This is a genomic window from Microvirga sp. VF16 (assembly GCF_016864375.1).
In the GTDB taxonomy this organism is placed as follows: domain Bacteria; phylum Pseudomonadota; class Alphaproteobacteria; order Rhizobiales; family Beijerinckiaceae; genus Microvirga.
In genome coordinates, this window is record NZ_CP069357.1 from 625,764 (window position 1) to 649,783 (window position 24,020).

The 24,020-nt window shown below is 58.6% G+C and carries 44 protein-coding genes; 41 read left to right on the forward strand and 3 right to left on the reverse strand.

Going from position 1 to position 24,020, the window contains the following annotated elements:
- The first annotated feature begins 46 nt into the window (after positions 1 to 46).
- The 6 genes from JO965_RS42280 (at position 47) to JO965_RS42305 (ending at position 2,791) form a co-directional block, all read left to right on the forward strand.
- Positions 47 to 868, forward strand: a complete 822-nt coding sequence (locus JO965_RS42280) for a metallophosphoesterase (protein ID WP_203447017.1) — start codon at positions 47 to 49, stop codon at positions 866 to 868.
- A gap of 73 nt (positions 869 to 941) precedes the next feature.
- Positions 942 to 1,199, forward strand: coding sequence for a hypothetical protein (locus JO965_RS42285; protein WP_203447018.1), 258 nt, complete (start codon positions 942 to 944; stop codon positions 1,197 to 1,199).
- A gap of 10 nt (positions 1,200 to 1,209) precedes the next feature.
- Complete coding sequence (locus JO965_RS42290; RefSeq protein ID WP_203447019.1) at positions 1,210 to 1,821, forward strand: ImmA/IrrE family metallo-endopeptidase; 612 nt, start codon at positions 1,210 to 1,212, stop codon at positions 1,819 to 1,821.
- A gap of 35 nt (positions 1,822 to 1,856) precedes the next feature.
- On the forward strand, positions 1,857 to 2,120 hold the full coding sequence (locus JO965_RS42295; RefSeq protein ID WP_203447020.1) for a hypothetical protein: 264 nt from the start codon (positions 1,857 to 1,859) through the stop codon (positions 2,118 to 2,120).
- Positions 2,121 to 2,141: 21 nt separating this feature from the next.
- On the forward strand, positions 2,142 to 2,384 hold the full coding sequence (locus JO965_RS42300; RefSeq protein ID WP_203447021.1) for a hypothetical protein: 243 nt from the start codon (positions 2,142 to 2,144) through the stop codon (positions 2,382 to 2,384).
- A 44-nt stretch (positions 2,385 to 2,428) separates the two neighbouring features.
- The gene (locus JO965_RS42305) at positions 2,429 to 2,791 is read left to right on the forward strand and encodes a DUF3572 domain-containing protein (RefSeq protein ID WP_203447022.1); all 363 of its coding nucleotides are present in this window, start codon (positions 2,429 to 2,431) and stop codon (positions 2,789 to 2,791) included.
- A gap of 9 nt (positions 2,792 to 2,800) precedes the next feature.
- Here JO965_RS42305 and JO965_RS42310 read toward each other — a convergent pair whose 3' ends face one another.
- Entirely contained in the window at positions 2,801 to 3,661 is an 861-nt protein-coding gene (locus JO965_RS42310) for an EAL domain-containing protein (protein WP_203447023.1), read from the reverse strand.
- A 295-nt stretch (positions 3,662 to 3,956) separates the two neighbouring features.
- Between JO965_RS42310 and JO965_RS42315 the strand changes: the two genes are divergently transcribed.
- The 4 genes from JO965_RS42315 to JO965_RS42330 all read left to right on the forward strand — a co-directional run bounded on the left by JO965_RS42315 (position 3,957) and on the right by JO965_RS42330 (position 5,585).
- The gene (locus tag JO965_RS42315) at positions 3,957 to 4,406 is read left to right on the forward strand and encodes a hypothetical protein (RefSeq protein ID WP_203447024.1); all 450 of its coding nucleotides are present in this window, start codon (positions 3,957 to 3,959) and stop codon (positions 4,404 to 4,406) included.
- Between the two features lie 45 nt (positions 4,407 to 4,451).
- Positions 4,452 to 4,919: a hypothetical protein gene (locus JO965_RS42320; RefSeq protein WP_203447025.1), complete on the forward strand. Its 468-nt coding sequence runs from the start codon at positions 4,452 to 4,454 to the stop codon at positions 4,917 to 4,919.
- A gap of 35 nt (positions 4,920 to 4,954) precedes the next feature.
- Entirely contained in the window at positions 4,955 to 5,248 is a 294-nt protein-coding gene (locus JO965_RS42325) for a hypothetical protein (protein ID WP_203447026.1), read from the forward strand.
- Positions 5,249 to 5,312: 64 nt separating this feature from the next.
- A complete protein-coding gene (locus JO965_RS42330) occupies positions 5,313 to 5,585 on the forward strand; it encodes a hypothetical protein (protein WP_203447027.1) in 273 nt (90 codons plus the stop codon).
- A 30-nt stretch (positions 5,586 to 5,615) separates the two neighbouring features.
- Here the strand turns inward: JO965_RS42330 and JO965_RS42335 are convergent, their stop codons facing one another.
- Complete coding sequence (locus tag JO965_RS42335) at positions 5,616 to 5,861, reverse strand: RNA polymerase sigma factor region1.1 domain-containing protein (RefSeq protein ID WP_203447028.1); 246 nt, start codon at positions 5,859 to 5,861, stop codon at positions 5,616 to 5,618.
- Positions 5,862 to 6,055: 194 nt separating this feature from the next.
- On the opposite strand from JO965_RS42335, the gene JO965_RS42340 reads away from it, so the two are divergent.
- The 19 genes from JO965_RS42340 to JO965_RS42430 all read left to right on the forward strand — a co-directional run bounded on the left by JO965_RS42340 (position 6,056) and on the right by JO965_RS42430 (position 17,447).
- Complete coding sequence (locus JO965_RS42340; protein ID WP_203447029.1) at positions 6,056 to 6,346, forward strand: hypothetical protein; 291 nt, start codon at positions 6,056 to 6,058, stop codon at positions 6,344 to 6,346.
- On the forward strand, positions 6,343 to 6,582 hold the full coding sequence (locus JO965_RS42345) for a hypothetical protein (protein WP_203447030.1): 240 nt from the start codon (positions 6,343 to 6,345) through the stop codon (positions 6,580 to 6,582). Before JO965_RS42340 ends, JO965_RS42345 begins: the two co-directional genes overlap by 4 nt.
- A 356-nt stretch (positions 6,583 to 6,938) precedes the next feature.
- Entirely contained in the window at positions 6,939 to 7,391 is a 453-nt protein-coding gene (locus tag JO965_RS42350) for a hypothetical protein (protein WP_203447031.1), read from the forward strand.
- 90 nt (positions 7,392 to 7,481) lie between these two features.
- Positions 7,482 to 8,207: a hypothetical protein gene (locus JO965_RS42355; protein ID WP_203447032.1), complete on the forward strand. Its 726-nt coding sequence runs from the start codon at positions 7,482 to 7,484 to the stop codon at positions 8,205 to 8,207.
- Positions 8,143 to 8,454 carry a hypothetical protein gene (locus JO965_RS42360; RefSeq protein WP_203447033.1) on the forward strand — a complete coding sequence of 104 codons (312 nt, stop codon included), beginning with the start codon at positions 8,143 to 8,145 and terminating at the stop codon, positions 8,452 to 8,454. Before JO965_RS42355 ends, JO965_RS42360 begins: the two co-directional genes overlap by 65 nt.
- Positions 8,455 to 8,493: 39 nt before the next feature.
- Complete coding sequence (locus tag JO965_RS42365; RefSeq protein WP_203447034.1) at positions 8,494 to 8,907, forward strand: hypothetical protein; 414 nt, start codon at positions 8,494 to 8,496, stop codon at positions 8,905 to 8,907.
- A gap of 54 nt (positions 8,908 to 8,961) precedes the next feature.
- A complete protein-coding gene (locus tag JO965_RS42370; protein ID WP_203447035.1) occupies positions 8,962 to 9,288 on the forward strand; it encodes a hypothetical protein in 327 nt (108 codons plus the stop codon).
- Positions 9,289 to 9,408: 120 nt separating this feature from the next.
- Positions 9,409 to 9,762: a hypothetical protein gene (locus tag JO965_RS42375; protein ID WP_203447036.1), complete on the forward strand. Its 354-nt coding sequence runs from the start codon at positions 9,409 to 9,411 to the stop codon at positions 9,760 to 9,762.
- 145 nt (positions 9,763 to 9,907) lie between these two features.
- On the forward strand, positions 9,908 to 10,159 hold the full coding sequence (locus JO965_RS42380) for a hypothetical protein (protein ID WP_203447037.1): 252 nt from the start codon (positions 9,908 to 9,910) through the stop codon (positions 10,157 to 10,159).
- Between the two features lie 54 nt (positions 10,160 to 10,213).
- A complete protein-coding gene (locus tag JO965_RS42385; protein WP_203447038.1) occupies positions 10,214 to 10,474 on the forward strand; it encodes a hypothetical protein in 261 nt (86 codons plus the stop codon).
- Between the two features lie 69 nt (positions 10,475 to 10,543).
- A complete protein-coding gene (locus JO965_RS42390; RefSeq protein WP_203447039.1) occupies positions 10,544 to 11,128 on the forward strand; it encodes a hypothetical protein in 585 nt (194 codons plus the stop codon).
- Positions 11,129 to 11,184: 56 nt separating this feature from the next.
- Positions 11,185 to 11,529: a hypothetical protein gene (locus JO965_RS42395; RefSeq protein ID WP_203447040.1), complete on the forward strand. Its 345-nt coding sequence runs from the start codon at positions 11,185 to 11,187 to the stop codon at positions 11,527 to 11,529.
- A gap of 96 nt (positions 11,530 to 11,625) precedes the next feature.
- Entirely contained in the window at positions 11,626 to 12,072 is a 447-nt protein-coding gene (locus tag JO965_RS42400; RefSeq protein WP_203447041.1) for a hypothetical protein, read from the forward strand.
- 66 nt (positions 12,073 to 12,138) lie between these two features.
- Entirely contained in the window at positions 12,139 to 13,137 is a 999-nt protein-coding gene (locus tag JO965_RS42405; protein WP_203447042.1) for an ERCC4 domain-containing protein, read from the forward strand.
- 260 nt (positions 13,138 to 13,397) lie between these two features.
- On the forward strand, positions 13,398 to 14,438 hold the full coding sequence (locus JO965_RS42410) for a hypothetical protein (RefSeq protein ID WP_203447043.1): 1,041 nt from the start codon (positions 13,398 to 13,400) through the stop codon (positions 14,436 to 14,438).
- A gap of 31 nt (positions 14,439 to 14,469) precedes the next feature.
- A complete protein-coding gene (locus tag JO965_RS42415) occupies positions 14,470 to 15,504 on the forward strand; it encodes an IS630 family transposase (RefSeq protein WP_203447044.1) in 1,035 nt (344 codons plus the stop codon).
- A gap of 522 nt (positions 15,505 to 16,026) precedes the next feature.
- A complete protein-coding gene (locus tag JO965_RS42420) occupies positions 16,027 to 16,689 on the forward strand; it encodes a hypothetical protein (RefSeq protein ID WP_203447045.1) in 663 nt (220 codons plus the stop codon).
- A gap of 74 nt (positions 16,690 to 16,763) precedes the next feature.
- Positions 16,764 to 17,024, forward strand: a complete 261-nt coding sequence (locus tag JO965_RS42425; protein WP_203447046.1) for a PilZ domain-containing protein — start codon at positions 16,764 to 16,766, stop codon at positions 17,022 to 17,024.
- 186 nt (positions 17,025 to 17,210) lie between these two features.
- Positions 17,211 to 17,447, forward strand: a complete 237-nt coding sequence (locus JO965_RS42430; RefSeq protein WP_203447047.1) for a hypothetical protein — start codon at positions 17,211 to 17,213, stop codon at positions 17,445 to 17,447.
- A 208-nt stretch (positions 17,448 to 17,655) separates the two neighbouring features.
- On the opposite strand, the gene JO965_RS42435 is transcribed toward JO965_RS42430, so the two are convergent.
- Positions 17,656 to 17,808: a hypothetical protein gene (locus tag JO965_RS42435; RefSeq protein ID WP_203447048.1), complete on the reverse strand. Its 153-nt coding sequence runs from the start codon at positions 17,806 to 17,808 to the stop codon at positions 17,656 to 17,658.
- Between the two features lie 6 nt (positions 17,809 to 17,814).
- On the opposite strand from JO965_RS42435, the gene JO965_RS42440 reads away from it, so the two are divergent.
- The 12 genes from JO965_RS42440 (at position 17,815) to JO965_RS42495 (ending at position 23,959) form a co-directional block, all read left to right on the forward strand.
- A complete protein-coding gene (locus JO965_RS42440) occupies positions 17,815 to 18,039 on the forward strand; it encodes a hypothetical protein (RefSeq protein ID WP_203447049.1) in 225 nt (74 codons plus the stop codon).
- A gap of 100 nt (positions 18,040 to 18,139) precedes the next feature.
- Complete coding sequence (locus JO965_RS42445; RefSeq protein WP_203447050.1) at positions 18,140 to 18,709, forward strand: hypothetical protein; 570 nt, start codon at positions 18,140 to 18,142, stop codon at positions 18,707 to 18,709.
- A gap of 72 nt (positions 18,710 to 18,781) precedes the next feature.
- The gene (locus JO965_RS42450; RefSeq protein ID WP_203447051.1) at positions 18,782 to 19,105 is read left to right on the forward strand and encodes a hypothetical protein; all 324 of its coding nucleotides are present in this window, start codon (positions 18,782 to 18,784) and stop codon (positions 19,103 to 19,105) included.
- A gap of 96 nt (positions 19,106 to 19,201) precedes the next feature.
- The gene (locus JO965_RS42455) at positions 19,202 to 19,495 is read left to right on the forward strand and encodes a hypothetical protein (RefSeq protein ID WP_203447052.1); all 294 of its coding nucleotides are present in this window, start codon (positions 19,202 to 19,204) and stop codon (positions 19,493 to 19,495) included.
- Positions 19,495 to 20,085: a hypothetical protein gene (locus JO965_RS42460; RefSeq protein ID WP_203447053.1), complete on the forward strand. Its 591-nt coding sequence runs from the start codon at positions 19,495 to 19,497 to the stop codon at positions 20,083 to 20,085. Before JO965_RS42455 ends, JO965_RS42460 begins: the two co-directional genes overlap by 1 nt.
- Before the next feature lie 10 nt (positions 20,086 to 20,095).
- Entirely contained in the window at positions 20,096 to 20,656 is a 561-nt protein-coding gene (locus tag JO965_RS42465; protein ID WP_203447054.1) for an ImmA/IrrE family metallo-endopeptidase, read from the forward strand.
- A gap of 146 nt (positions 20,657 to 20,802) precedes the next feature.
- A complete protein-coding gene (locus JO965_RS42470) occupies positions 20,803 to 21,015 on the forward strand; it encodes a hypothetical protein (protein WP_203447055.1) in 213 nt (70 codons plus the stop codon).
- Positions 21,016 to 21,094: 79 nt separating this feature from the next.
- A complete protein-coding gene (locus JO965_RS42475; protein ID WP_203447056.1) occupies positions 21,095 to 21,802 on the forward strand; it encodes a hypothetical protein in 708 nt (235 codons plus the stop codon).
- A 9-nt stretch (positions 21,803 to 21,811) separates the two neighbouring features.
- Positions 21,812 to 22,168: a hypothetical protein gene (locus JO965_RS42480; protein ID WP_203447057.1), complete on the forward strand. Its 357-nt coding sequence runs from the start codon at positions 21,812 to 21,814 to the stop codon at positions 22,166 to 22,168.
- A gap of 418 nt (positions 22,169 to 22,586) precedes the next feature.
- Positions 22,587 to 23,003: a hypothetical protein gene (locus JO965_RS42485; protein WP_203447058.1), complete on the forward strand. Its 417-nt coding sequence runs from the start codon at positions 22,587 to 22,589 to the stop codon at positions 23,001 to 23,003.
- Between the two features lie 129 nt (positions 23,004 to 23,132).
- Positions 23,133 to 23,471, forward strand: coding sequence for a hypothetical protein (locus JO965_RS42490; RefSeq protein WP_203447059.1), 339 nt, complete (start codon positions 23,133 to 23,135; stop codon positions 23,469 to 23,471).
- Positions 23,472 to 23,557: 86 nt separating this feature from the next.
- Positions 23,558 to 23,959 carry a hypothetical protein gene (locus tag JO965_RS42495; RefSeq protein WP_203447060.1) on the forward strand — a complete coding sequence of 134 codons (402 nt, stop codon included), beginning with the start codon at positions 23,558 to 23,560 and terminating at the stop codon, positions 23,957 to 23,959.
- Positions 23,960 to 24,020: the final 61 nt, after the last annotated feature.

The window sequence follows — 24,020 nt, forward strand, 5'->3', positions numbered from 1 at the left end:
ATGGGCGAACCCGTTTCCGGGAAAACCCCAAAGGATCGAGATGACCATGACGATCTCCCAACACGTCCTCCCGTTTGCCGCTCGGCCCGATGAGGAGATCTTCGCGATTGGCGACATACATGGCTGCAGTGATCTCATGAAGGCCCTCTTCGAGGTCATCGCCAAGACCCCTCGCGCCCCTGGCTGCCGGCGGATCGTGGTTCTCCTGGGGGATCTCATCGACCGTGGTCCGGACTCCCTCGGCTGCCTCGACCTTGCCATCGAGGCCAAGGACCGGACCGGCGCCGACATCGTGGACGCCCTTGCTGGCAACCACGAGCAGATGCTTCTCGCGACCATCGTCCTGGACGGTCAAATTCATCGTCGGAAAACCGCCTTTGGGAACTGGCTCAAGAACGGCGGCATGAAGGTTGTGAACGACCTTCTGGACGAGGGGCATAGCGCCAAGACCCCCAGCGACCTAAGGGATGCTCTTGGGCCGAGGCGGGTGGAGTTCCTCGAAGGGCTGTCGAAGCACCGGACCTCGGGCGAGTTCATGTTCGTTCATGCAGGGCTCAACCCGTATGCCAACCTGGACCAGTTTCTTGCCGAGCCGATCGACGTCGATTTCAGGGAACTCGAGGAGCAGGACCATTGGGCTTGGGTCCGGGATCCGTTCCTGGCTTTCAACCCCGCCGAGCACGAAAGACGAGGCCATCACGGGTACTTCGTGGTGCACGGCCACACCGCTCCCAACTATGAATGGTTCCCCGTCGCGGAGCAGCTGTGCCTAGACCGGCTCAACCTTGATGCCGGCTCGTACGCCACAGGCCGTGCCCGGATGGCTCGGATCATCGGCTCTGAGCTGACCTTCTACGAGGTGTCGTAGCGACATCTCTGTTCGCTTCAGCACATCCAAACAGCGGAAAATCAGGGATTTAGTCCCCAGAAGGAGTGGTCACATGCACGCCTATACCCGCCCGCTCGTCCGTCGCCGGCCCAATGCTGCGGAACGGACTGCTCAGGTCATCCTTCTCGGCCTCGTTCTGATCGGCATCGCCGCCATGGTCGCCATCGTCATCTGCTCAGTGTTCGAACCCCACATAATCGTGGCATTCCTTGTGGTGGCGCTCCTGTTCCTCGTATTTCGGATCGAGACCCGCCCCCAGCACCTGCCCAAGGGAGCATTCTATCCGTCCCGCTCCCTCGGGCACCGCTGAGGCCAACCCGATGCACTTCCCCAGCCAGGTGTACCAGCCTGTCCCGGCCAATTGCGCCCGTCATGCCATCGAGACCTTTGCCGAAAGTGTCGCCGAGCATCTCGGGTTCATCCCGGATCGGGACGCAGCGGAATCCCTGCAGATGCGGGGCAAGGTCCGGGTTGAACGTATCCAGGACCTGATCAAGAAGATCGGCGGCCAAATCGAGTTCGAGTATGTGCCGCCTTCCGAGCTTCATACCTCCCAAAGCCTCATCGTTTTCAATGAGGAGCGGTTTGAGATTGCCCTCCTGGGGCGATACCGCATGGAGGAGAAAGACCAGAACTGGATGCTGGCACAGGAACTCGGCCACCGCCTGCTTCACTATCCGCTGGTTGTCCAGCAGCATGGCGATGTCGCCATGGCTGTAAAGCGGTACCCCGACGATTCCGATCCGATTGCCCGGCAGGCCCGCCGCGAGGCTCTACGGTTCGCCTTCGGGTTCCTCACCCCGGCCAAAGCCTTCATGAACGCCTATTGTGGGACAGATAGGCCGCATTCCCTCGAATACCGGTTCAATGTCCCGAGGCGCACCATTGAACTCCGATACCAGTATCTGAGCGAACTAAAGGCCTCCGGCTGAGCCCACTTTCTCTTCAGCAACACAAGGATCGCTGAATGACCTCGCCTGGAGAAGGCACATACACGCTTCAGTATGCCCAGCGTAAGGCCCGCTACGGCCATCGGGACTGGCTCTTCTGGACCGATCGCAGTGGCAGTTCCCAATGCGCTCCGAAGAGCAAGGAGAGCATCAAAAAAGCCATGCTGGCTTCAGGCACCCAGGGGCGGTGGTTCGTGGTCAGCGCCTCCACAGCCGTACTCCAGAAAGGCTTCTGGGCGATGGGCGTTATTATGCTGCGAAATGCCGAACACGGCATCTAACATCCAAATCGGAGACCTCTTATGTCCAACCTCCCTGTTTGGCCTGGAGCCGATGTCTGCTACGCACGCGCCGGCAAGATCAACGAACACCTCTGCCGGACCTCCTATGCCGCTGCCAAGGTCAAGAAGGGCTGGAGACCCCCCGAGGAGGTCGCAGAGTTGATCCAGGCGATGAACCGCGGCGACGAGGAGGCGATCAAAGCCGCCTGTCAGCGTTATTCCCATATCTGGGCCGAGAGTGCCGAATCTCACCCTCCATCGTGATGTGATATCCGGCCCAGCACGGTACGCGACCAAGGAAGGTAACCATGAGCGAAGCGATTTCTGGTCTGGGAACACCAGGACGGGGCGATTCTGAAGGCCTCGCCATCCGGATCTTCGAGTTTATTGTCGCGGACGTTGACAGAATTATCCAATTCCTGAACGTCACCGGCCTTCAGCCGGAGACCCTTCGTGAATCAGCCAACACCCCTCACTTCCTCCTTGGTGTTCTCGACTACGTGTCGAAGGACGATGAGTTGCTAAAACTGATCCATAAGGATCTGGGAATACCGCCCGACGCAATTCTGTCTGCAGCAGGGCACCTAGCGCCTAAGCCAGATCCCGTCACGCAGGCAGACAAGAAGCCAGAGCAGCGCACGCAGCTCCCCCGGCGATCAATGTTCCGTTGAACGAAGGCTTCAAGCCGCGACGGGCACGCGGGCACGGTTTCCAAGGAAAGCGTCTAGATCCCTTGCGGCCATCGGCCGGGCGAAGAGATAGCCCTGAAGGGCATCGCAGCCGGCTGACGCCAGGAACCGTCGCTGCTCGTCGGTCTCGACGCCCTCGGCAGTGACGACGAGGTCCATCGTCCGGCCGACCTCGATCATTTGCTGGATCGTCTCGTGCGACGGCTCTGACTTCAAGCAGTCCAGTCTCCGCACAAACGACTGGTCGATCTTGAGCTTGTCGACGCCGATATGATTTAGGCGTTGCACGCCCGAGTACCCAATCCCGAAGTCGTCGAGCGCAATCCGAAACCCACAATCACGCAGGAATGCGATGGACTCCCTGGCCGAGCCGTCGCCAGCGAGCGGCTGATTTTCGGTGATTTCGAACTCGATCTGATGCGGGGTCACCCCGCACTCCTCGACGGTCTTTACAAATCGCTCAATCAAAGCCGAATGAGCGAAGAGCAGCGGAGACAGATTGACCGCGACAGTCAGATCAGGTCGACGCTTTGCCACACTGCAGGCCTCGCGGATTACGAATTCCGTGACCTGAAGGATCAAGCCAGTCTCTTCCGCGATAGGGATGAAGACGCGCGGCGAAACAGACCCGACTGTCGGATGATGCCAGCGCACCAGCGCTTCTACGGTCGAAACTTGGTCATCGGCCACATTGACCTGGGGCTGATAAACCACCGACATGCCCTGGCCGGACTGAAGGGTCTTATAGAGTTCCCGTGCTGGAATGCCGCCCAAATAGGAGTAAACCTCGGAGAGCTTGCTCTCGAGGCGGCTAAAATCAGTCTCTGTGTCGGCCAGATCCTGCTGCAGCACAAGGCACCCGGTAAAAGGCGAAATTGATGTCTTAAAAAGGTGTTACCACTTCCGAGTTAAAATGTCACGCTTTATGATTTTAATTCGGGATAAAATTCCTCATAGCATGAGCCTTCTTGTGCTTCTTGCTTATTCCGTGGGCACTTTAGCCATTCGGCCGCCTGTGGCGAGGCCCATTGCGGATGATAGTTAAGCATTTCCGCTCCCCCACGCGCAGAGTAAATCGCCCCATTGGATCCGAGCGACCGGGGCATTCCAAATCCCCAAAAAGCTGTTCGCCGTGCCGGAGAAAAACGTGTCCGCCAACTTTATCGACAAGCTGCACATTGATGTTCTCGTCTCAGGCGCGATAGACCTCGCCTGTACGGCACGCCTGGTTAAGGGCGGCGCTCTCCTCGACATCCTTCCAGAAAACGGTGAGCAGCTCGGCAAGATACTCTGGGCGGAAAACGCCCGTTCGGTGAACTATCTCGACGCCCTGCTTGGTCACGGCTCCAACCCGGCCCTCGACGAGATCGTCGGCTTCTATGGGTTCGAATATCGGCCGAACTTGTGCCCGACAGTGGTCTCAAAAGCCCTCGTCTCCTATGAGCACCAAGCCTGCGAATGCCCGGATTATCCGGAAACCGTCGCCTATGACTTCGCTTCGCGCTTGGCCCGGCGCCTGATCAAGAAGCTGCCAGGATGGGAAAAGGCGCCTTGGGGCATCGAACGCCCTGAGCAAATTGCCGTTCGGTTCGCGTGATCGGCCGCCATCATCCTCTCCAACAATCCGAAGGGATATCCGTTCATGAGCGCAGTCCGGATCCAGATCAGCGATGATCTGGGTAATATCAGCTATCTCTCCCGCACGACAGGCGGCTACTGGAACCTTGTGAGCCGGAACGGCATCGCACTCGGCCTGTCGACTGTCGTCAATAACGAGCCCTTAGCCCGGTTCGCCCTTGAAGATGCTGGGGACGACGGCGAGGCCCTGCTGGAAGCGATCAAGAAGCACCTCAGCGGCAAACGGACCGCAACCCTCCTCTTCCCAGGCTCAGACACGCCTCGCAAGGGCGCACTGTCCGACGAGGAGAAGAGGGACTTCGCCTGGATCCTCACCGAAACCATCGACCTCTCTGTCGACCGGCGCGATGGCCTCGCCAGAAACGAGGCCAGATCCGAGTTTGAAAGCATTAAGCGCGCCCTCGACTACCTGGAGGCTAATGGTGCGGACATGAGCGTCCAGCGCCAGGCCCTCGGCACGCCCCGCTTCTGACGATCAACTCCCTCTGGCTTGAAAGGATTGCCCCTATGCGCAGAAAACGCATCCCTCAGTCCATTATCCGCGAAGCTCAGAAGAGGATCGATCGGATTCGGGAGAACATGGAGGAGCTTCGGGCCCAGGAGGGCAAGGGACGCGCCAACGCGTACCTTCGCTCCGAGCGCACGGCCAGCACAGGGCAGGACGCCATCCGGGTCCTGATCCGCGCCGGAATGCCCCTTCCCGAGTGGGTCGGGAACAATTGGCGGTATCTTGAGGCCATGGGTTGGCATCAGCCGCACCTTTCGCTGCCTTGGAACTCCTCGCTCATGGCCAGGTGCTAGACGCCAGCACGCCGCCCGCTTGGCCGCGTGTGCCTGCCCTCCCCTTCCAAACTCAGAGTTTCTCATGCAATTACATTTCAAGCACAGCCCCGCCGAATTCGACGAGGCCGAAGATGACGAGTTCATGCTGATGAACGGTGACCAATGGACCGGGATCAGCATCCAGGATGCCAGTTCGTATGGCGGCGGCTACGGCGTTAACCGCTACGGCCAAGAGCGGTCGGACTCGCCGCTGAAGGAACTCGACTTCTACTCGGAGCACTGCAGGTCCTTCGACACCCTTGAAGCCGCCCAGGAGCGCGCCTTGAAGGTTCACAGCGGGGAATGGAGGTCCTGACCCGCTGCTGACGCCTCGAAATCACTGAGGTCAATCGGGTGGCTCATTGGAATTCGCCGGAGGATCTATGTGGCTTCCTAGGTGTTCTTCTACCTCAACAAGGGCAATCCCGGCCTCCGTTAATTGGTTGACCACATCGTCAACCTGCTGAGGCGTGGCCGTCTCGGGCGGGAGGAGACGATCCAACTCCTCCGACGTGATATAGCCCCGCTTCTTCGCCTTCCGGATCACCTTCCAATTGGCGGCCTTCCCAAGATCGATGATCGGTCCGTCCATTCCCGCCTCCCAGGCGAAGCGAAATAGGCCCTCACAAGTAGGCTCCCACCAGCCGTTTCAAGGCTATCGGGTTCACAACCTTCCACATTCTCGGCCCGATAGCCCGTAGGCCGCCGAATTAAAAAGCGGTATTATATCGATCTAATGCGCTTCAACTTTTGCGACGATTCGAGTTCGCAGAACGGGATGTTACGATGATTGATCCGATCGTCTTTCAGGACGACGAGGAGTTTGGCGCCTCCCGTAAGGCAGTCAGCTTTCTGGAAAGTCGCGGCTTTTCAGTAGGACGGAACCAAGCTCATGCGCCTCGAGGCATTCTATTTGGCGCCTTCGACATTCAAAAGTGGCGCAACCTCCGCCCTCGCGAGCGCGAGGCACTTCACGGAGAACTGACGGGCGACATGAGAAACGGCCCCGTCACCATTCAGATGCGTGCGAACGCTCCCGCAGAGGCTATGGCAGCCCTGCTCAACGATCAAAGGTGAAGACAATGGCTTCCAACTCAGAACTTCCTTCTCTTGTCATGGCACCAGTCGATTGCCCTGTCTGCGGGGCTAAGACCGCGGCCCAGGCCGACAAGCGGTGCAAGGCCAATCAGGATACGTCGGTAAAAGGGCAATGCATGATGGCAAGCCAGGACGATGAAGGAAACTTCGTCATGCCAACCGCCGAAAGCTATGCCGCCTTCGAAAAGGGATTTGCTGCCTTCATTGGGCAATAACCCCATTGCAATTCGAAATTTTTCTTCTATGACACCCCGCCGGAGATACGATGGGAAATAAACGGTCGGTCACCGCACAGAAGATCAAGCCCCGCCGGCGGACGGCGATACGAAAAAATAAAAACCGATGCGCTGGCAGAACTACAGGCCCACCCCCGAGTTGAGATCGTCGATGACGAACGCGAGATGGGGAACTCCGTGATCGTTACCTTAAACCGCGGGTGGCGCTTCAATGACGACGGCGAACATGTGTTCGGCGAGGATACTCCGGAAGAGTGTCTGGCCGCAGTGAAAGCACGCGTTAAACCCTGTACCTGTCTCGAATGTAAGGCGGCAAAAGGGAAGGTAGTCTGCGCATGAGACAGAACACCGCAACCTCTTCAAAGCGCCGTCCGCCCGCAAGGATATGGAAGCTCTACTCCGTCTCAGTTCCGGGCTTTGGACGTGAGATCATTCACGCACTCTCGAAGCAGGCCGCCCTGCGCGAGGCCAAGAACTGCGAAGCCTTTGGCTCGATGTCCTTCGCACAGTTCCGTCAGATCGTAACGGCCTACATGCTCAAGGAGCCGTTAGCCGATGACGGCTATGGGTACATTCGGAGCCAGTATGGCGTCGAAGTTCGAGTTCATCGGGGTTGCTGGGTCAAGGATCCAAATAGCTCGCATTACGGCAAAGTCGGAAATGTCCTCTACGCGGGTCGCTCAGCTAACCATGTCCGGGTCGCCCTGCTCGGCCACGACACCCCGCTGAATTTCCATCCGTTAGATATCGGGATGGATATCCCCGCATACATACCTGACGCAGCCTAACCCGTTCCTCGCGCCCGACGCAGATCCCAGCCCGCCCTCCCCGGCGGGCTTTTCTGTTTTGCGCTTCGCCCCTCCCCACCTGGATCTACCATGACCGATGCTCTGTCCTATGCCGCCCAGTTGGGCGACAACCTCATCCGCCAGGCCGCAAACCTTTGCGACCTTGATGCGTCTTGCGCCCTGCTGCAGAAAGCGGTTGGGATTACAGACGGCGGAGTTGCCGCTCACCACTTCAGTGGGAGATGCCCCAACCCGGAACATCCGGAGACAGGCGACCCGCTCGACTGGGAACATGCTTGGCCCCTGATCTCGCCTTCGGACCGAGAGAGACAGCTTCGGGCATGGCTCGCCTTGGAGGACTCATTCCGGACGGCAGCAAACGACGGCTCCATAGTCCTCCTGGCCGGCGATGGAATGACCTATCTCGCGGCCGCAACCGATCTGAAGGTCGGTGACGTCGTCACAAACACGAAGATTCTGGAAACATATCCCACTCACTTCATCGAGCCGGGAGCCCGGTTCGTCGTCGTAGGGAACGATCTCGATAACGAAAGCTGCATTCTCGACATTCGGCTGACACCCTTGGACGCAGCCAAAATGACAGGTGGAAATCTTCAGGAATGGGGGAACTGCGTCCAGTTCTATGGACCTGAGTGCGAAGGCTACGAAAACGATCCAGAGGTCGATCCCTCGGACCGCCACAATCCCGGCAACATGTGGAGCAAGGCGACCATCCCGCTGCGGAAGGACAATGACCTCCTCCCACTGGATTACCGACCCGGAACATCCGATTGTCAAAGCGCGCCTGGCGTATGAAGGCGCGACTGGATCGGTTCTGAACGGCCCAGAGACTGATGTCGAGTACAGGCCGCTCACCGACACCACCGTATGGCGGCACTGTCGTCAGCTCGGGGTCAATGCCGACTACTGCATCCTCTATCAGCGTGCTGAGGGCTATGACGGCTGGAGCCCCTTTGCGACCTGTGCGCCTGAAATCGTCGATCTGATCAAGCGAGACGGAGTTCGGACCCATGCCGCTCTCCTGAAGCTGTTCAAGCCGTGAGCAGCTCACACCGACTGCAAACCCCAGGAGATGAGGACGATGGGCGATCAGAAACCGCGTCAGGATGATACGAGCGACGAGGTCAACAGCCTTCAGACCCGAACCCCGTTTAATCCGGGAAATGCCCCGATCGTGGATTGTAACGGAAGGCCGTTCACCCCCGGATGCCGGGTTAAGTTCGTCCTGCCGTCATACTACATCAACACGTTTTCGGACACGGGAGCCCTCATCTCCAATTTCGATCCCTACGGCGGTGTGACCATCCGAGCGGATCATGAGCACAATTATCACGACGAGAGAGGCAACATCGCCGGCCGTCGTCATGAAGTTTACGCTACCAGCCGGTACCATTCCGATGGGGCCTTTGAAGGCCATCGGGTGACCCTCGCCGGATTAGGCGACCCGCATGAGCATGGTGTCACTCAGACCTATGTCGAGGTCATCGACGATTGATTGCTTGGCGAAGATGCGTTCAAGATCGATTTGAAATCCCCGGAAGGAAAAGACATGAACCAGAATGGCCATTCGACCATCCAAGGCATTGCCAGTTCCCTCGACCCGCAGCAGTTCCTACCGGCTGACCGCCGGAGCGATCTGATCGGTCTGTCCACATCCTTCCCGGCGAATGCGATCCGACAAGCGATCCGGGCCACCGCCGCTTCACTTCTGGGCCGCCAAGCCGACGAGGATTTCATCAATCCGGAAATCTTCGTTCCCGACACCCGCCAGACCGAGCTCATGGATATGGCGCCAACGGACGGAGCGACCGCCGTCGACCAGGCGATTCGGGAAACGGCCGCTTTCCACCTGTTTGCGACCCGCACCGCCCACTAGGCGACATCAGGAGGCCTTTCGGGCCTCCTTTTCTTTTCGATTGCTGGCAAACCCAATCGATTTTGATCCGAACAGAGTTGCGATCCAATGATTTGAGAAAACCCCGGAAGGAAAATCGAGATGGCCTTCACCTACGCTCTCAACGTTATCGGCAAGCGCACCGTCGGCACTCGCAAGGCCTTTGCAGGTGTAAGCTACGGATTTGCTGTCACGCAGGGGACGGCGATCGAGATCCTTTCAAGCCTCGGCCTCGCAGACGATCTCGAGTTTATCAACGCCGACGAAGACATCACCTGTGTCCAGGTGGACGCCCAGAAGCTCCTTAGTGCTTCCATCGATCCCAAGAAGCAGAGGATCAACGGCCAGCAGCTCGGGTTTGACTCGAACCTTGAATGGGAACTCTCCGGACTCCTCAAGGTCCAGGAGGATCTTCGCGCCAGCGAGAGAGCCACTGTCTTCCTCGAACTGAACTAAGCCGGTTCTCGCACCGACCCCAAAGAGGCTCCCTATAGGGGAGCCTTTTTGTTTGGGTTTGCGCGCAAACCCCTTTCATTCCCTCGGCTCATGCCCGCGAACAGATGAAAGCTTAAATCCCCGAAAGGCTTGTCCCATGAGAGTCATGCGCTTCAACTCCTTGCAAGACGCCGCCAAGGCCACCCAGGCGGATCTGGTCGCTGAATACCGAAATGTCCGGATTGCCGACGACCATGAGTTCCCGTCGAACCTGGACCGGGATCGCTACGCGAGGGCGGTCTATACGATGGGCAGCTTCCTCTATGGTCACGAATTCATCGCCGAGGTCGGCGCTGAGCCCGAGTCCCCCGACGTAATGATTCAGGAAGGCCGCTACCCCCACCGCGCCCGTTACTGAGTCTGATCGGCCCGCCCACTCTTCCTCAATCGCCAATTCGGAAAGGGCATTGCCTTGGGACGTACAATCCGCATCGTCATTACGGCCGACCAGTACAACACCATCGCCCAGCAGCACGCCGCACTGAAGGGTCAGACGCGGTTCTTTGCAGACTCGATCCACGTCTACAAAGAGGGAAACAGCGTCGTACGGCAGACCTACTCCCATACAAACCACGGCTTGCCGTCCGTTGAGGAGGTGTGCCGGGAGGGGGAAGCGGTCAGCTACCGGCAGCTGGTCCATCAATTTGATCCTGCGGAAGGTGCTGGGCTCTGACCGAATGGGCAAGTTTCGCCCTTTGGGGACGAACCCGCTGTTGAAGAAATCCCCGAAAAGGATTGAGCAATGTCCGTGATCGTGTCCGCGCTGCTCCCGAATGTTTTCGACGTCGAGGGCGCTCCGACCCAAGAGGTAGAGCTCACGCGTGAGGAAGCCATCGAGCTGGTGACCTCGGTTCACCGTCGGGCTCCCGACGCTGCACGCTACATCGGTCTCAATGACTTCCAATTCGGCTACTATGCCATCCGTGTCGAGCCCCAGCGCTTTGTGAAGGGACTTCTTCTTCCCCCTGCCCTTCACGCTAAGATCAGCGCTCACCTGGCTTTCGCCCAGAAAAACAATCTCGGCATCTCGGTTGAGACCAGAGATGACCGGTCCCATGTCGACGCGAAACCGCTCTTGCGGCTCGAATCCGATCGGTTCGATGATCCGCAGGTCCAGTGGACAGGAAGTCACGCCGTTGAGGCGCTCCGGGACCTCGGGATTGACTATGACACCGACAAGCCGCACCCGCTCTCCGCGAAGGAACTCGTAGCGGCCTGCGAGCAGCGGCTCGACAAGGTGTCTGATATGGACTCCGCCCGTCTCCTTGAGATCGCCGAATACGCGATCAGCCAGGCTGGCCCAGACGCACAGGTCCTGGCCGCCTAAACGGCCTCCCCTCTCTTCCGCCATTCCGTTTCACCGCCCATCCAAGGATCGGACGAATGATGCTGCGCGCCGAAAACGACAATCTCACCTATGATGAATTCGAGACCGGCGTGAAGCCAACGCCTTGCGTCGCTCCGGTTCGAATGGATGCTCGTATCATCCTTCAGGGGCGGGTCCCCGGAGGTTTCGTCGTTCTGCAGAAGACCGTGAAGCCTGGTCCCGATGGGATGCCGGTCCTGACTGCAGCGCCCCTTGCAATGATGCCTCATCCGGAGTGCCCTCCCAACCGGCCTGTGGCCGTTCAGCCTTCGATCCCTGATCGCGGCGTGCGTCAGGCGCGCCCCGCGTTCATCCGCGGTGTCGTTGTTAACCAACCGGCAGGTGCGGTGGAGATTTGCTGAAAACCGAATTATAATGCGGTTTGGCTGTCGCCTAATTCGTTGCGAGCAGGATGTGAGCAACAATTCTGGAAATCCCCAGAAGAAAGGATGATTGAAATGGCGAGCCTCTCTGCCCGCATGTCCGGTATCACCCAGTCCGCAGAGCTGTTCGGGTTCAACATCCAGATGCTCCCGCACGAAGGCTCAGAGACCGTCCTGGCCGAGATCGAGGTGCCTCCGGCCTACACAAGCGAGCATGAAGCCCGCAACAAGGCTCAATCGGCCCTGATGTGTTACGAGCTGACAGGGAAGTTCCCGAACTTCTCTGAAGGCGTCCAGGGATCGTCCCTGTTTGCTAGGGTTCGTGAGCTTCGCTCCCTGGCGAAATGCACCCTGAAAGATGCCGTTACGGCTCTGTCCCAGTCCAATGAACCCCGGTTTGCCGGCGATGTCCTGATGGCGTTGGCCGCTGTCAACGATGAGGAAGGGGCTCGCCATCGCTCTACCCAGTGGCGAATTGAGAACCCGGCGCTGGACCGGGCCTTCCCCGTCCCGCACATTTGACGCGTATTCTCTGTTGACGGAGAGCGAAAGTAAGGTTCCGATCCTTAGGAATCGGAGCCTTTTTCTATGCCCATTCGATTAAACCTCTGGACGGCGCCCAACGGGTTCGAGCGAATTTACATCAGTGGGCTCAATACGACGGATAAGGTGTGGCTCCAGAAGGGAGCAAGAGAGCAGATCAAGATTACGTCCGGCGGTTTACCATCTGCCGTCGTGGAACGTGCCCTGCTCGACGCTTATGGCCTTCAGCGTCTCGACTGGGACGAACTCATTGAAATCGCCAGGACACCTGTTCCCAGAGGCAAGCCACAAACTGGTGCTCCTATCGTGGCAACCGTCCCCTTTGGAATGAATGCCGGGCACTGGACCTCGGAGGATGCCGAAGCGCTTGATGCCGACACGATGGCTCACCCAATCCCCGAGCCGACCACACTCTTGGTCGATCACCGCGAGCCAGCCGAGCTGAAGGATCGGCTTCGGGTAATCCATAACCTGATCGTCCAGGAAGAGCAGCTCGAAGTCGGCGACTACGTCATTCCAGGCCTCCTCACGATCGAACGAAAGACCATCAACGATCTGGTGGTATCGATCACCGAGGATGCTCGCCGGCTGTTCCATCAGACGGACGCCATGACAATGGTCCCTGGATCCTCGGTTCTCCTCTTGGAGGGAGATGTCTACGGCCAGCAGCGGCTGACCCTGCCGAACATCGCAGGCACGCTCTCGTACCTGGCCGTCATCCAGGGCGTCTCTGTCCTCCCGACGCTCTCCCTTCCCCATTCGGTTTACATGATCGCCAAGTTAGTCCGACATCGGGTCTACGGGCTTGGCTACGATATTCCTCTACGGGGCACGGCACCGAAGCACACCGCAAAGGCCGCAGCCTTTGTTCTCGAGGGACTACCAGGCGTCTCCGCTAACCTAGCCTATAGGCTGCTCCAGCATTTTGGATCGGTACAGGCGGTCGCCACCGCCACCGAAGCGCAACTCCGAGCCGTCGAAGGGATCGGGCCGAGCAAAGCAAGAGCCATTTGCGAGGTATTCTCCTCGCCTGCCGAGCCATAAATGAGGGCTCGTTCACATTTTAACTCGGAAGGCAGAAATAAATATTGAATGGGACAGGGAGGTTGGGCTAAATCGGTGCTGGGCCATCGGAAAGCCCGGCGGCTGCCACGGACAACCGTGACGCTGAACCCGAATTGTTTGATCGTCTGACCCAGGTGCCCAGTCTATGTGGCAAATCTCAGAACCCTTTTCTTCTAAGGGTGCGGTCCGGACAATGCAGCCAGCCATTCTCCATACCGCGCCCTCCCGGAGAAACGGAAATGAAAACCAGACTTCATGGCTTTGCCGACAGAGCCGCCGACAAACTCAAGGCACATGGCTATAACATCAAGAGATCTCATCTATACGATGCCATAACGGCCGGATTTAGCCTTCCGGATACCAATGTGTTATTCGCGAGAGAAAAAGCTGGCTCGCTTGAATGGCCTACAGAGGGTTCAGCACCTCCCGGCACAAACAAGAGTATTGAAGATGTGTACTCGTATGCCTGGAGGCTAGATGGTGCCCGCAATGTTGTGCCCCCTGACATCGCTGCTGAGGACACGATAGCAGGTGTCTTACTATCAATACTCTATTGCGACCCTATTCATCTTCTGTCGTTCAATAATCCAGAGCCGGTCACGGTTAAGCGTAAGGACGTGAAGCCAGGGCGGGTGATCTTCGACCTGATTACAGGCACCCCTACCACTCCACCTCTGAAGGACCCACGAGCACTTCTTCTGCACATGATGCGTAGCTGGAAGTTAACTACAGTCGACTCGTTCACAATCCGAAGGATGCTCATTCTCCCAGACTATGTTCTGTTGGATGCTTTCACGAAGGTTGCTCACCACATCGCAGCTTACTCCCGCTCGAAGAATGAGTGTGAAAGCAAGGAGATCACGCTAGATCAACCTATGACCGAAGAGGTCTTTGCTGCTGAGATGGAAATGTGGAGGTCTGGTACGCCTGACAGCTTTCTTCCATCGAACACTGAGGCATTCTTTTACAATGGTTCGCTCGCTGAGATCCCTTTACATACATCTTATCTCGCGGCTTGGGGAATCGCTGATGTGGGATCAATTCATCATCAGATCGTATGGCTCGCGAGACAAGGACAGGTAATCATCGTCGAAGGACCTAAACAGGCGCACCATTCAATTGTAAATGGAGTTTTGGCCCTGATGTCCCTTTCACGTGATGCCACCGAACTGCCCGCAGATCTCAGTCTAGATCTCCTTGATACTAGGCTTGGAAAGCCAGGCAGTTCGGCTCGTACACCGGATGTCTACATACTATTGATCCGGCCCTCATTGTCTTGAAGGAGCCTCAGGTAGCTCCAGCTTGATTGGTATGAAGCACGTGGACATGCGCAAGCTGCCTGCGGCGGCCCAAGAGGAGCGCCGGCGGCAAGTGATTGGGCTGCGGCAGCGCGGGCTGACCTACGGAGCGATCGCGACGCAGGTCGGGCTCTCGCCGACCGGAGTGTTCGACATCTGCAAGCGGTTCGCGGCGGAGGGCGCGAAGGGACTGGTGAACAAGCCGCGCGGGCGCAAGCCGGATGAGCAGCGGCTGCTGGATGCGGCCCAAGAGGCTGAGGTGCGGTGGCTGATCTGCCGGCATACGCCGGACGAGCTGGAACTGCCGTTTGCCTTGTGGAGCCGGGCGGCGGTGCGCGAGGTGATCCGGCAGCGCTGCAGGGTCGTGCTGGCCGTACGGACTGTGGGCAAATACCTGGCGCGCTGGGGTTTCACCGCACAGAAGCCGTTGCGGCGCGCTTACGAACAGAACCCGGCCGCGGTGCGGCGCTGGTTGCGACGGGATTACCCGGCGCTCGTGGCGGCGGCCCGCCGGGTGCGCGGCACCATCTTCTGGGGCGACGAAACCGGTCTGCGCTCGGATGACGTGCGCGGTCGCGGCTACGCGCCGCGGGGCCGGACGCCGGTGGTCCGGGTCTGCCACCGGCGGGCCGGGCTGAGCCTGATCTCTGCGGTGAGCAACCGCGGCGCTCTGCGGTGGATGGTTCTCGATGGGGCGGTGAATGCCGCGGCCTTGATCCGCTTCCTCCAGCGCCTGATCCGGGACGTCCGGCGCAAGGTGTTCTTGATTCTGGATCGGCTGCAGGTGCACCGGGCCGGCCAGATCCGCGACTGGTTGGCCGCGCATAGAACCAAGATCGAGGTCTTCTACCTGCCTGCCTACAGTCCGGAACTGAACCCGGATGAGAGCCTGAACGCCGACCTGAAGCAGGCCGTCACCCGCAAGGCGCCCGTGCGCAGCAAACAGCAGCTCAAGCGGGCGACCGTCAGCCACATGCGCAGGCTGTCCAAATTGCCCGCGCGCGTCAGAAGCTACTTCCGCCATAAACCAGTCCGCTACGCCGCATGATCCAAGATCAAGACAATGAGGGCCGCATCAATAACCGATCCCGACGCTCCCTTGATGTCCAAGTTAGCCAAACACATTAGGCGGGAGATTGATGCAGTAATCGTCTGCTTGGACAGCGACAGCCTTCCTCCAGATGAGGATCACCGAAAGGGACGATACTGGGAGATTGAGCACTGCTTCTCCCAACAGCTTGCGAGGATTAAGGCGGATTGGGAAGGTTCGGGGCCGTATATCACTGACGTCGAGCTCTGGTCTGACGAGCACCATACATGGAGCCAATATGGGCCATCCATCCCCGAGGATGCTCAATTTCCGGATGATGAGGACGTTATTGCTCTTCTGTCGATAGGACCGCCGAGCAAAGAAGCATAACGGGCTCTAAGCCAGCCGCGAAAGCCCGTCCTGATGACGGGCTTTCGTTATTCTGGATCTACAATCCAACGTCGCGCAGGCTCCTTCCTGGCTATTCAAGATGAGCTCGGAGATCTGGATATCCAAAATTCCCCAAAAGGAGCTTCGCATATGCTGACGGTGAAATTCGCATCGAGCCTCTCCGCCACCCTCTATCCGAACCTCCTGAAAACGGTCCTGCCGTTCCTCGGCAACGATCGCGGCGTGGTTGTCCAGAAGGATGGCGCCGACCTAGCGCTCGTCCGGATGGGCGAAGATACCATCACTGTCCGAGACCTTCCCGCCCATCTCTTCGTGACCGAAGAGACCTTTCCCTTCGATCCCATGGTCTTCGAGGCTTTCGCCCTCGAGGTCAGCGGTCCGGGCGAGAGCCTGTTTCACACCATCGGTCGCTGCGTCTCCGGCTTCTGGGACGCCCGTCATCTCCATATCGGCGACCACGGCATCGCAATCTTCCACGAGAATGACCGGCCGGAACACCTGGCGCCGGACTTCACGATGACGTTCTTCTCCTACGACGACCTCCGGAGGGTCGCAAATCAGGGTTATGGCTACAGCGACGGCGGTACCGTCCTTGGAGCCGATTTCAAGGACCTCGCGGCGGCGCCGACGGAACCTTCTGAGGTCAAGGATGCGCCCAAGGATCCTGAAGCCGACATGATGAAGGAGTTTTACACTCGGGTCCGTCGGCTTATGTGGGAGGAGACTGTCATGCAAATCCAAGGGGACCTCAAGGAATTCCGGGCTTGCCCGAGGCTGCCCATAGCCGATTGAGCCTGGAAACTGGCGGAACCCTCGCACAAGCCAGCCATTCTATGTGGTGCCTTCCACAATCCTAGGATGCCTGCATGCGCGTTGGCCTACCTGAACGCCGATCCTGTGAGCGCTATCGTACTGACCTTGAAGGGTGGATCACAGCCGATCCGCCCCACGAGCCGCAGCGGTGCACCGTATGGGACCTTTCAGAGAAAGGTGTTCGGCTGGTTTTCCCTGAACCTGCCGATGTTCCAGTCACATTCGAGCTCAAGATCCCGAGCCACGCCGCCATCGCGCAGGTGCGCCTCGTCTGGACCGACGGTTATTTCTATGGGGCGAGGTTCACCGACTAAGCTCCGCAGACCCCGATAGAAATTCAAAGCCGGCCCTACTCAGGGTCGGCTTTTTGCATGGGCGCATCCTTAAGGGAGAACACCCATGCAAGAACTCTACCTGCTCCACGGTCGAACCCGCCTCGCCGAGAACCTCGACGATTGGGGCTTCGACGGCCCCCGCCTCCAGGGGGTCGGCCAATAACGATGGTTAATGGATTCATTGTCCACCGGAACGCCGGACACCCGTGGGATCGGCGCCCGGGTTGGGACATCATGGAGGTGAAAGCGCCGACCGAGGCCGCACTTTCAAATTTCATCGCCAAGGCAGCCCAGAAGCTCTGGCAGGTCTGGATCCGCGACAACGTCGGTCAGGCATCTGCCGTCCTCTACAAACCAGCCCATGCGACCAGCACCTGGTCCGATCTGCCCCAAACCGCCTGACCGGAAAGGAAATCCCGTGGCCGATAAGCTTTCTGCTCTCAAAGCTCTCCATGGGGATCTGAAGGCCAGCCGCGGCCCCGATCGCGCTCTTGATGCCAGGATCTTCCAGTCTTTCGATCCCGAGGCACGAGTGCTTCCCTAGCCTATATGGATCGATCAGCAGATTGCGGGCCGTGATGACTTCAAGGGCATTAAACACTTCACGAGCTCAGTCGATGCCGCCCTCTCCACCTTCGAAGACCCAGACGCAGCGTCGATCCTGCGGGGAGCGGCCCGTGATCTGGAAAAGCCGGCGCATCCCGACAGGGCTGGTGTACTCCCCCATATCGCCCGGGCCATCGTGCTCAAAAACATTGAGCACGCGATCATGCAGATGACGCTAACAGGAGACATCTTCTCCCATGGGTTTCGTCCTGGTGAAACCGTCAGACTCACAAAGGCGGTGAGCGCCGAGGGAACAACCTTCCAATCCGGGGCCCAGATGGAGATCGAGCAAGTCTATGACAACACCGTCGACCTCATTCATCAGGAGACGCAAATCCTGATGTGGGTGCGGCCCGACGAGATCGAAAAGCTCACCTCCCTCAGCTAACGAGATCAAACGGGACTTGTGGGTTTCCTAGGGTTCTGGAAGCTGACTAACAAGCATGTTTCGACGTGCCAGCTTCGAGAGAAAGGAAGGGAAAATCCCCATGAAGTTCTTGCACATGCTCATCAGCCTCACCGTTCTGCTGCTCATGAGCAGCGGCCTCCATGCCCAGAGCGTCGATGGGACCGAGCGCCTTCACAAACAGTACGGCCTGTTCGACAAGGGCAAGAAGGCTCTCGAGGTCGCAAAGGCAGCACCTCTCGTATGGAAGGCCCGGCACACCTATCATGCTATTTCTGCCGGTTGCGATCGGCTCTTTAGCAAGCCACTGGGCAAATACGAGTATCACTTCGACCGTTGGTACGACCAATTCGAACAGGGCACCTCAGCACCTGAGGCCTCCACTCTGGACGTAAACTGCTGTGCCCTGCGCCAGCAATTATACAGTTCGAGGTGGGCTACGGAGTTGTTGGTCGTGCAAGACCTCTTCCCCGGGTTCCCAGTGGACGAGAAATCGGCCTCTGCCCCAATCGCGCGGGCGCTCGACGTGTGGGTGAGCTATGCGGGTGACAAGTTCTTTGATCCCAAGGACATCATTAGCCAGGGACGGCACGACTGGAATTCGCTCGTTGGGATCTGTCCCAGAGTGATCAAGCTGGGCGTCGCAAAATAGACAGTCGGAGCAGCGCCGGAGGGAAACCTTCGGCGCTTTTTCTATGCGGAACACAAGCATGGGAAACCGCCAATGAACGCCACCGCATCCAGCATCCAGGCCCTGTCACAAGAAGCCGGATGGAAAGACAGTACGACGCTTGTTCTGATCGGCCAGTGGGCTGAAAGGACCGGACAGGCTTCTGCCCTCCTGCAGCATCTCAACGATGTGGCTCGCCATGAAGAGGAAAATCTTTCCTCTGAAACCAAGATGCTACGGGCCCACACTGCCGGCTATACCGTCCGTGAACGTGCGCCAGGGGCCTTTGTATTCAACGACCCTGACGGCAACGATGCCGACAATGGCCCTTGGCCGACCGAAAGCGCAGCTTGGAACGCTGCCTACGCCGACTTCTAGACCTGCGGAGACATGGAGGAATAACTGCCCGGCACGTTCCATGGCGCACATCGATATTGGCAAATCCCCTTTGAGTCGGGAACTGAGAGGGCCAGCATGACCGACAAAAGCATCGTTCTCACTGCCGCCAAGCGGCTCGACCCGGCAGCCTGGACACCAGAGACCCTGAAGCTGACCGATCCGCGGCTCTCTCGGGAATTCGCCGAACGCCGAGCAAAGTCGGTTCGAACCGTCCGCGTCGTCTTAGAAACCCTGAAGGATCCGACCGAAGGGATGCTCGAGGCTGGGTTCTACGCCATCCCTACACCCCGCCCTTACAATACCGATCGCTTAAGGATGTCCTTCATCGGCATGCTCGATTTCGCGTTAAAACTCCCGGAGGCCAAGTAATGCCCCTCTCTCGCGACACATACGAAACCGTTCCATGCGGCCTTTCCCCGGCGGAGATATTCGCCAAAGCTGATGCCTTCTCAGTGGAAGAAAGGTTCAAGGGAACGATGTCTGGGGCTCTTATTGCTGGAAGCCTCGGCGGAAAAGTCGAGCAGATTGATCAACGCGCCGGCATGACCATGGGCGGCCCTTTGTCTGATTCCGACAACTGCGAACTTGTCATTGGGGAAGACCATTTCACCGTACGTCTATCTCAGTCGCACATGGCCGGTACACCGCGAGCCAGCTTTATTGTGGCGCAGTGTGTGGGGCACTTCATTCTTCATGTCCCTACAGTCAAGGAAAGGTACGGGCACGCCGCCAGAATATTGGTTCGATCACGGCCCACTACCGACAATGAGGCCCTTTGCCAGACAGAGGCCCAGTTGTTTGCCACTCGGCTGCTAGCTCCGCCAGACCGATTGGCCTTCGAATGGAATAGGGCCAAGGGCAGCTTGGTCAAATTGCGGGCGGTACTCGGGATGCCTGCAGAAAACATAATCGGCCTCTTGGGAGCTACTTTCGCAACCAAGAGTGCCACACTGGCATGAGGCAGTAAGAATGCGCCTTCCCCGCAACGCACACGATCCCATACCCTGCGGTCTCTCAAGGGATCAGATCTTCGTCGAGGCAGCCAAATTCGCAAAGGAGGTCGGCTTTACGATCGGTACGCCGACCGTGACCCTGCTCGGCCCGATGGGCGGCAAAACCGGAATCATGAATGGTCTTGCCGACGTGGTCATCGGTGCGATGCCCAGCGAAGACAGCGACAGCCTGGTTGTCTACGGGGATCGGGATTTCCTGGTTCTGCTCAAGCCGTCCGATAACCCAGACCTCCCCCGCGCCAACCTCGAGGTCGCCAAGGCCATCGGCCACTACGTGCTCCACACTCCGAAGGTCCGGGAGAGGCACGGCGCCGACGCCGGATTGATCGTCCGGCACTATCCGAAGTCCAAACCAGAGGAGCAGTGCCAACGCGAGGCCGTGCAGTTCGCCTTCGGGCTCTTGGCCCCGCTTGATCGCCTGAAAACCGAGTGGGAGCGTGCCAATGGCGACCTCAGGAAGCTACGGGAGATCTTCCGCATGCCCTCGGAACTGATCGAGGCGCTCTACCAAAGCTGAAGGGAAGCCGCTTCCTAACCCTTTTGCTCTGGGGAGAGGACCAATCCTCTCTCCTAAGGCTCGGCCATCGGGGCGGTTTTGTCGTCTTGCCTCAATCGGGACAAGCGATCATCGGATTGCTGAAATCCCCAGAAGGAATTCGGCCCATGACAGATCAAACGATCCCACCGCTTCGGAATGATGAGGGCCTTCCCATGGAAAAGCTTTCCCGCGCTCAACTTGAGTCCATCGCCCGCTGGATTGGCGCCGTCACCTCCCACCCGGACGCAACGGCCGAGCAGCTTGAAGCCGTGTACCAGTACGTGAGCACCGCACGGCTCACGGATATTGCCGAGACCGCCAAGGCGCTCGGCTACTGAGAACAAGGCCCAACGGTAACCTCTTTCGAGGGCCGTTCGCGAAGGAAGATGATTTTAAATCCCCGAAAGGAAGAAGATCATGGACGCAGTTGGCATCATTTACACCGTCGTCGAGACCCAGCGCCTGGCTTCGATCGCTGAGGCCGGTCTGAAGAGCCAGCTCTTCCGCATGGACAATGAGGAACTGATCGACGGCTTCCTGTTCGGCCGCGATCTCAACGCAATCCGCGTCTCGGACCTCGTCAACGCCGAGAGTGCCCCCTTCACGATCATTGGCTTCAACGCCGACTCGATTTCCGAGATCGTCGACATCATGCCGCTTACCGGCGGCGTCGAGCACCACGGCATCCGGGAGATGGCCTACTCGACCGAGCCGTTCACCATCCCGGCTTCCGAACTCGAGTATCTCGACGTGGCCGGTGACTGCTGGATGCAGGTTGAGGGCTACAAGGCTCCGCCGGCGCATCTCGAGATGCTGAACGTCTCGGCCAACGACAACGGTGTCGAAGAGGAACTCGTCGAGGACACGGAGGTCCCCGGTTCGGAACTCCCGGCTCCCGCTGAGGCGCCGACAGAGCCGGCGGTTGCGGCAGGTGCTCCCGAGAAGAAGAAGTACGATCGGCCGTATCTGCTGCCGAAGGAGTATTTCAAGATGCTGCGCGAGACCGGCCAATATGTCCCTCGCACCAAGAAGCCCGCTGAGAAGCCCACCAAGCGGGTTCGTTCTGAGGCCGAGCTTCGGGCGATTGGTGGCTATTTTGCCCGCAAGCGTCAGCAGGCGGCCTAAGATCGCCCCATGTCCGATCTTTCTGAGGGAGCCGACGGCGCCATCGCCGTCGGCAAGCGGGCTCGCTATGTTGGTCATCCAGAGATGACCACTTGGAACAAGCCCTGCATCGGCGTCACGGGGCGGATCACTCGAGAGCACGTGTTCCAGTCCAAATACACTGAGACCGAGCAAACCCTTTGGGTTTTTGAGCCGGAACTGCCAGGCAAGTGCCTGCCCGCCTGGATGTATGTCCGCTCTCGCGATATCAGGCCCATCGCTGAGGATGTTCCGCCCCAGGGTGAAGCGTCCCTTGCAGGGGATTGCTCGTACGACTCCATGCTGCGGAAGGCCGGTATTGCCAACGAGGATTGCTCCCGGCCCTGAGGCCGAGAGCAAGGTTCACTTCTTGAGCGCAAGGATCAATGCGGCGATAGCCGAAATAATCTGCGCGACGTCAATCACTATGGTCACTTCCATCGGAATTATCCATGAAATGACCCATGGCCACAGGTCGCTAAACCTAAGGCAGAGCTAGCTCTGGTTTGAGAACGTCGCGGCTTTGAAGCTCTAACAGCTTCCCATCCGGCCGGTACGGGCTCTCAGGAACGTCTCTCGTTCGTTCCTGAGGTGCGTCTCACGCTCATTCAGCGTGCCTGACAAGCACCTACATAAGCGCCCGTCCTACTGATTCAATAGTTTTCAAGCTACTCAGTTCCTTCGAAATTGTGGACGGATGTCCTGTCGCTTTCCTGCCTGAGGGATCGAATTCGATTTGATTCAAATCCCCGAAAAGGATTGAGCGATGGCAAAGGCGGCTCCCCACGAATGCACCCGTTGCGGCGGCACGGGAATGACCACCCACATCCGTGTCCACTACGCCGTCCCTGGCCTCTGCTTCGCCTGTGACGGCGATGGCAAGCGGGAAACCCAGGTAAAGAACATCGAAGCTGCCAAGCGCGCAAAACAGGTCCGTGCGCTTGCCGAAAAGGCCAATGCTGAAATCCGCGCACTTGCCGAGGAGCACGGGGGCCAGAACCTCCACCTCTCCTATGAGAAGCGCCGAGCCTTCGCATTCTCTGAAGTCTTCTCGACCGCACAGTACGCCGAGAAGTTCAACATGAAGCCCAAAGAGGCCTTCATCGAGCTTGCCCGGTCCTGGCCACACTATCGGATCTGGACCGACGAACAGGGGCAGCCGAAGGGTTGGTGGTACGCCTGAGATCAAGCCCGCTATCGCGGGCTTTTTTCATGCTCGGTCACACAAACCCTGGTTCTGCCCGGGGACCTCGCATCATTCTCCGATCCAAGATCGTGAGTTCATCAAGATCAAAATCCCCGGAGAAAAACGATGGCAGCAGTGGCTCCCGCAACCGAAATGGGCATGTTCCGGCAATTCTCATTTCTGAGCTTCCATACGGCGATGGACGCCTTCACAGCGGTCACGAATGCTGATCCTGCCGGGATCATCCCGGTCAGCCATGACGTGATCAACAACCTTGTTCAGGTCTCCGAAGTGGACGGGAACACGGTTCAGGAGATGCTCCGGGCCGCCGGTATCAACGTCGAGGGTGAGACAGTCAGCCTTCCCCTTCAGGATGTTTGGGTCGCTGGAGCGTTCGACACTCTCGACTACGCCTTTGAGGATTATGTCGACGAGGAACACGGCCTCTTCCGCTGTGCGGCCTAAGTGCGGCCCACCACCAGACAAATCGTTTCTGCCAGCTCGGGATCAATGAAACATCCGAGATGAAATCCCCAGAAAGGAAATCCGCCGTGCCCGATCTTCGCTACCACATCGTTCCGCAGGGCTTGATGATGTCGGTCAATGGCGAGCCGACCTACTGGTCTGACCGCAAGGCGTCCTTCGGCATCCTTTGGGAGCACATTGACGACACCCAGGTCGAGATCCTCCGCCACGGGCGGGTCGAGATGATCCTCGAGCGGGAAGCCTCATTCAATGCATTCTATACCGAGCTCGGTGCGGAGGCGCCTCGGGCGAGCAAGGCCTTTGTGACCGTCGAGCATCTCGACCATGAGACGATCGACACCCTCAATCGTGTTCTGGCCGGCGAGGAAAAGCCAATCGTCATCGCTACTGCGATGCAGAAGTTGGCGCGGCAAGCCCTTCTTCGGGTCATGCCGGCGCACAAGCGCTACATGCTCGAAGCCGCCTGAGGGAGGGCTCACAATGCACCCTCGCCTCAATCGGCCCCGTCGGGCCCTCGTCATCCGGATT

Excerpts from the sequence above, each read along its gene's own strand:
- JO965_RS42370 (WP_203447035.1), top strand. The coding sequence starts at position 8,962 with ATGAACCAGAATGGCCATTCGACCATCCAAGGCATTGCCAGTTCCCTC.
- JO965_RS42490 (WP_203447059.1), top strand. The coding sequence starts at position 23,133 with ATGGCAGCAGTGGCTCCCGCAACCGAAATGGGCATGTTCCGGCAATTC.
- JO965_RS42470 (WP_203447055.1), top strand. The coding sequence starts at position 20,803 with ATGACAGATCAAACGATCCCACCGCTTCGGAATGATGAGGGCCTTCCC.
- JO965_RS42420 (WP_203447045.1), top strand. The coding sequence starts at position 16,027 with ATGCTGACGGTGAAATTCGCATCGAGCCTCTCCGCCACCCTCTATCCG.
- JO965_RS42430 (WP_203447047.1), top strand. The coding sequence starts at position 17,211 with ATGGTTAATGGATTCATTGTCCACCGGAACGCCGGACACCCGTGGGAT.
- JO965_RS42400 (WP_203447041.1), top strand. The coding sequence starts at position 11,626 with ATGGCGAGCCTCTCTGCCCGCATGTCCGGTATCACCCAGTCCGCAGAG.
- JO965_RS42440 (WP_203447049.1), top strand. The coding sequence starts at position 17,815 with ATGCAGATGACGCTAACAGGAGACATCTTCTCCCATGGGTTTCGTCCT.
- JO965_RS42280 (WP_203447017.1), top strand. The coding sequence starts at position 47 with ATGACGATCTCCCAACACGTCCTCCCGTTTGCCGCTCGGCCCGATGAG.
- JO965_RS42350 (WP_203447031.1), top strand. The coding sequence starts at position 6,939 with ATGAGACAGAACACCGCAACCTCTTCAAAGCGCCGTCCGCCCGCAAGG.
- JO965_RS42365 (WP_203447034.1), top strand. The coding sequence starts at position 8,494 with ATGGGCGATCAGAAACCGCGTCAGGATGATACGAGCGACGAGGTCAAC.
- JO965_RS42460 (WP_203447053.1), top strand. The coding sequence starts at position 19,495 with ATGCCCCTCTCTCGCGACACATACGAAACCGTTCCATGCGGCCTTTCC.
- JO965_RS42330 (WP_203447027.1), top strand. The coding sequence starts at position 5,313 with ATGCAATTACATTTCAAGCACAGCCCCGCCGAATTCGACGAGGCCGAA.
- JO965_RS42320 (WP_203447025.1), top strand. The coding sequence starts at position 4,452 with ATGAGCGCAGTCCGGATCCAGATCAGCGATGATCTGGGTAATATCAGC.
- JO965_RS42395 (WP_203447040.1), top strand. The coding sequence starts at position 11,185 with ATGATGCTGCGCGCCGAAAACGACAATCTCACCTATGATGAATTCGAG.
- JO965_RS42375 (WP_203447036.1), top strand. The coding sequence starts at position 9,409 with ATGGCCTTCACCTACGCTCTCAACGTTATCGGCAAGCGCACCGTCGGC.
- JO965_RS42480 (WP_203447057.1), top strand. The coding sequence starts at position 21,812 with ATGTCCGATCTTTCTGAGGGAGCCGACGGCGCCATCGCCGTCGGCAAG.
- JO965_RS42405 (WP_203447042.1), top strand. The coding sequence starts at position 12,139 with ATGCCCATTCGATTAAACCTCTGGACGGCGCCCAACGGGTTCGAGCGA.
- JO965_RS42415 (WP_203447044.1), top strand. The coding sequence starts at position 14,470 with ATGAAGCACGTGGACATGCGCAAGCTGCCTGCGGCGGCCCAAGAGGAG.
- JO965_RS42340 (WP_203447029.1), top strand. The coding sequence starts at position 6,056 with ATGATTGATCCGATCGTCTTTCAGGACGACGAGGAGTTTGGCGCCTCC.
- JO965_RS42295 (WP_203447020.1), top strand. The coding sequence starts at position 1,857 with ATGACCTCGCCTGGAGAAGGCACATACACGCTTCAGTATGCCCAGCGT.
- JO965_RS42300 (WP_203447021.1), top strand. The coding sequence starts at position 2,142 with ATGTCCAACCTCCCTGTTTGGCCTGGAGCCGATGTCTGCTACGCACGC.
- JO965_RS42325 (WP_203447026.1), top strand. The coding sequence starts at position 4,955 with ATGCGCAGAAAACGCATCCCTCAGTCCATTATCCGCGAAGCTCAGAAG.
- JO965_RS42285 (WP_203447018.1), top strand. The coding sequence starts at position 942 with ATGCACGCCTATACCCGCCCGCTCGTCCGTCGCCGGCCCAATGCTGCG.
- JO965_RS42355 (WP_203447032.1), top strand. The coding sequence starts at position 7,482 with ATGACCGATGCTCTGTCCTATGCCGCCCAGTTGGGCGACAACCTCATC.
- JO965_RS42380 (WP_203447037.1), top strand. The coding sequence starts at position 9,908 with ATGCGCTTCAACTCCTTGCAAGACGCCGCCAAGGCCACCCAGGCGGAT.
- JO965_RS42485 (WP_203447058.1), top strand. The coding sequence starts at position 22,587 with ATGGCAAAGGCGGCTCCCCACGAATGCACCCGTTGCGGCGGCACGGGA.
- JO965_RS42360 (WP_203447033.1), top strand. The coding sequence starts at position 8,143 with ATGACCTCCTCCCACTGGATTACCGACCCGGAACATCCGATTGTCAAA.
- JO965_RS42290 (WP_203447019.1), top strand. The coding sequence starts at position 1,210 with ATGCACTTCCCCAGCCAGGTGTACCAGCCTGTCCCGGCCAATTGCGCC.
- JO965_RS42465 (WP_203447054.1), top strand. The coding sequence starts at position 20,096 with ATGCGCCTTCCCCGCAACGCACACGATCCCATACCCTGCGGTCTCTCA.
- JO965_RS42410 (WP_203447043.1), top strand. The coding sequence starts at position 13,398 with ATGAAAACCAGACTTCATGGCTTTGCCGACAGAGCCGCCGACAAACTC.
- JO965_RS42335 (WP_203447028.1), bottom strand. The coding sequence starts at position 5,861 with ATGGACGGACCGATCATCGATCTTGGGAAGGCCGCCAATTGGAAGGTG.
- JO965_RS42305 (WP_203447022.1), top strand. The coding sequence starts at position 2,429 with ATGAGCGAAGCGATTTCTGGTCTGGGAACACCAGGACGGGGCGATTCT.
- JO965_RS42450 (WP_203447051.1), top strand. The coding sequence starts at position 18,782 with ATGAACGCCACCGCATCCAGCATCCAGGCCCTGTCACAAGAAGCCGGA.
- JO965_RS42425 (WP_203447046.1), top strand. The coding sequence starts at position 16,764 with ATGCGCGTTGGCCTACCTGAACGCCGATCCTGTGAGCGCTATCGTACT.
- JO965_RS42455 (WP_203447052.1), top strand. The coding sequence starts at position 19,202 with ATGACCGACAAAAGCATCGTTCTCACTGCCGCCAAGCGGCTCGACCCG.
- JO965_RS42390 (WP_203447039.1), top strand. The coding sequence starts at position 10,544 with ATGTCCGTGATCGTGTCCGCGCTGCTCCCGAATGTTTTCGACGTCGAG.
- JO965_RS42475 (WP_203447056.1), top strand. The coding sequence starts at position 21,095 with ATGGACGCAGTTGGCATCATTTACACCGTCGTCGAGACCCAGCGCCTG.
- JO965_RS42445 (WP_203447050.1), top strand. The coding sequence starts at position 18,140 with ATGAAGTTCTTGCACATGCTCATCAGCCTCACCGTTCTGCTGCTCATG.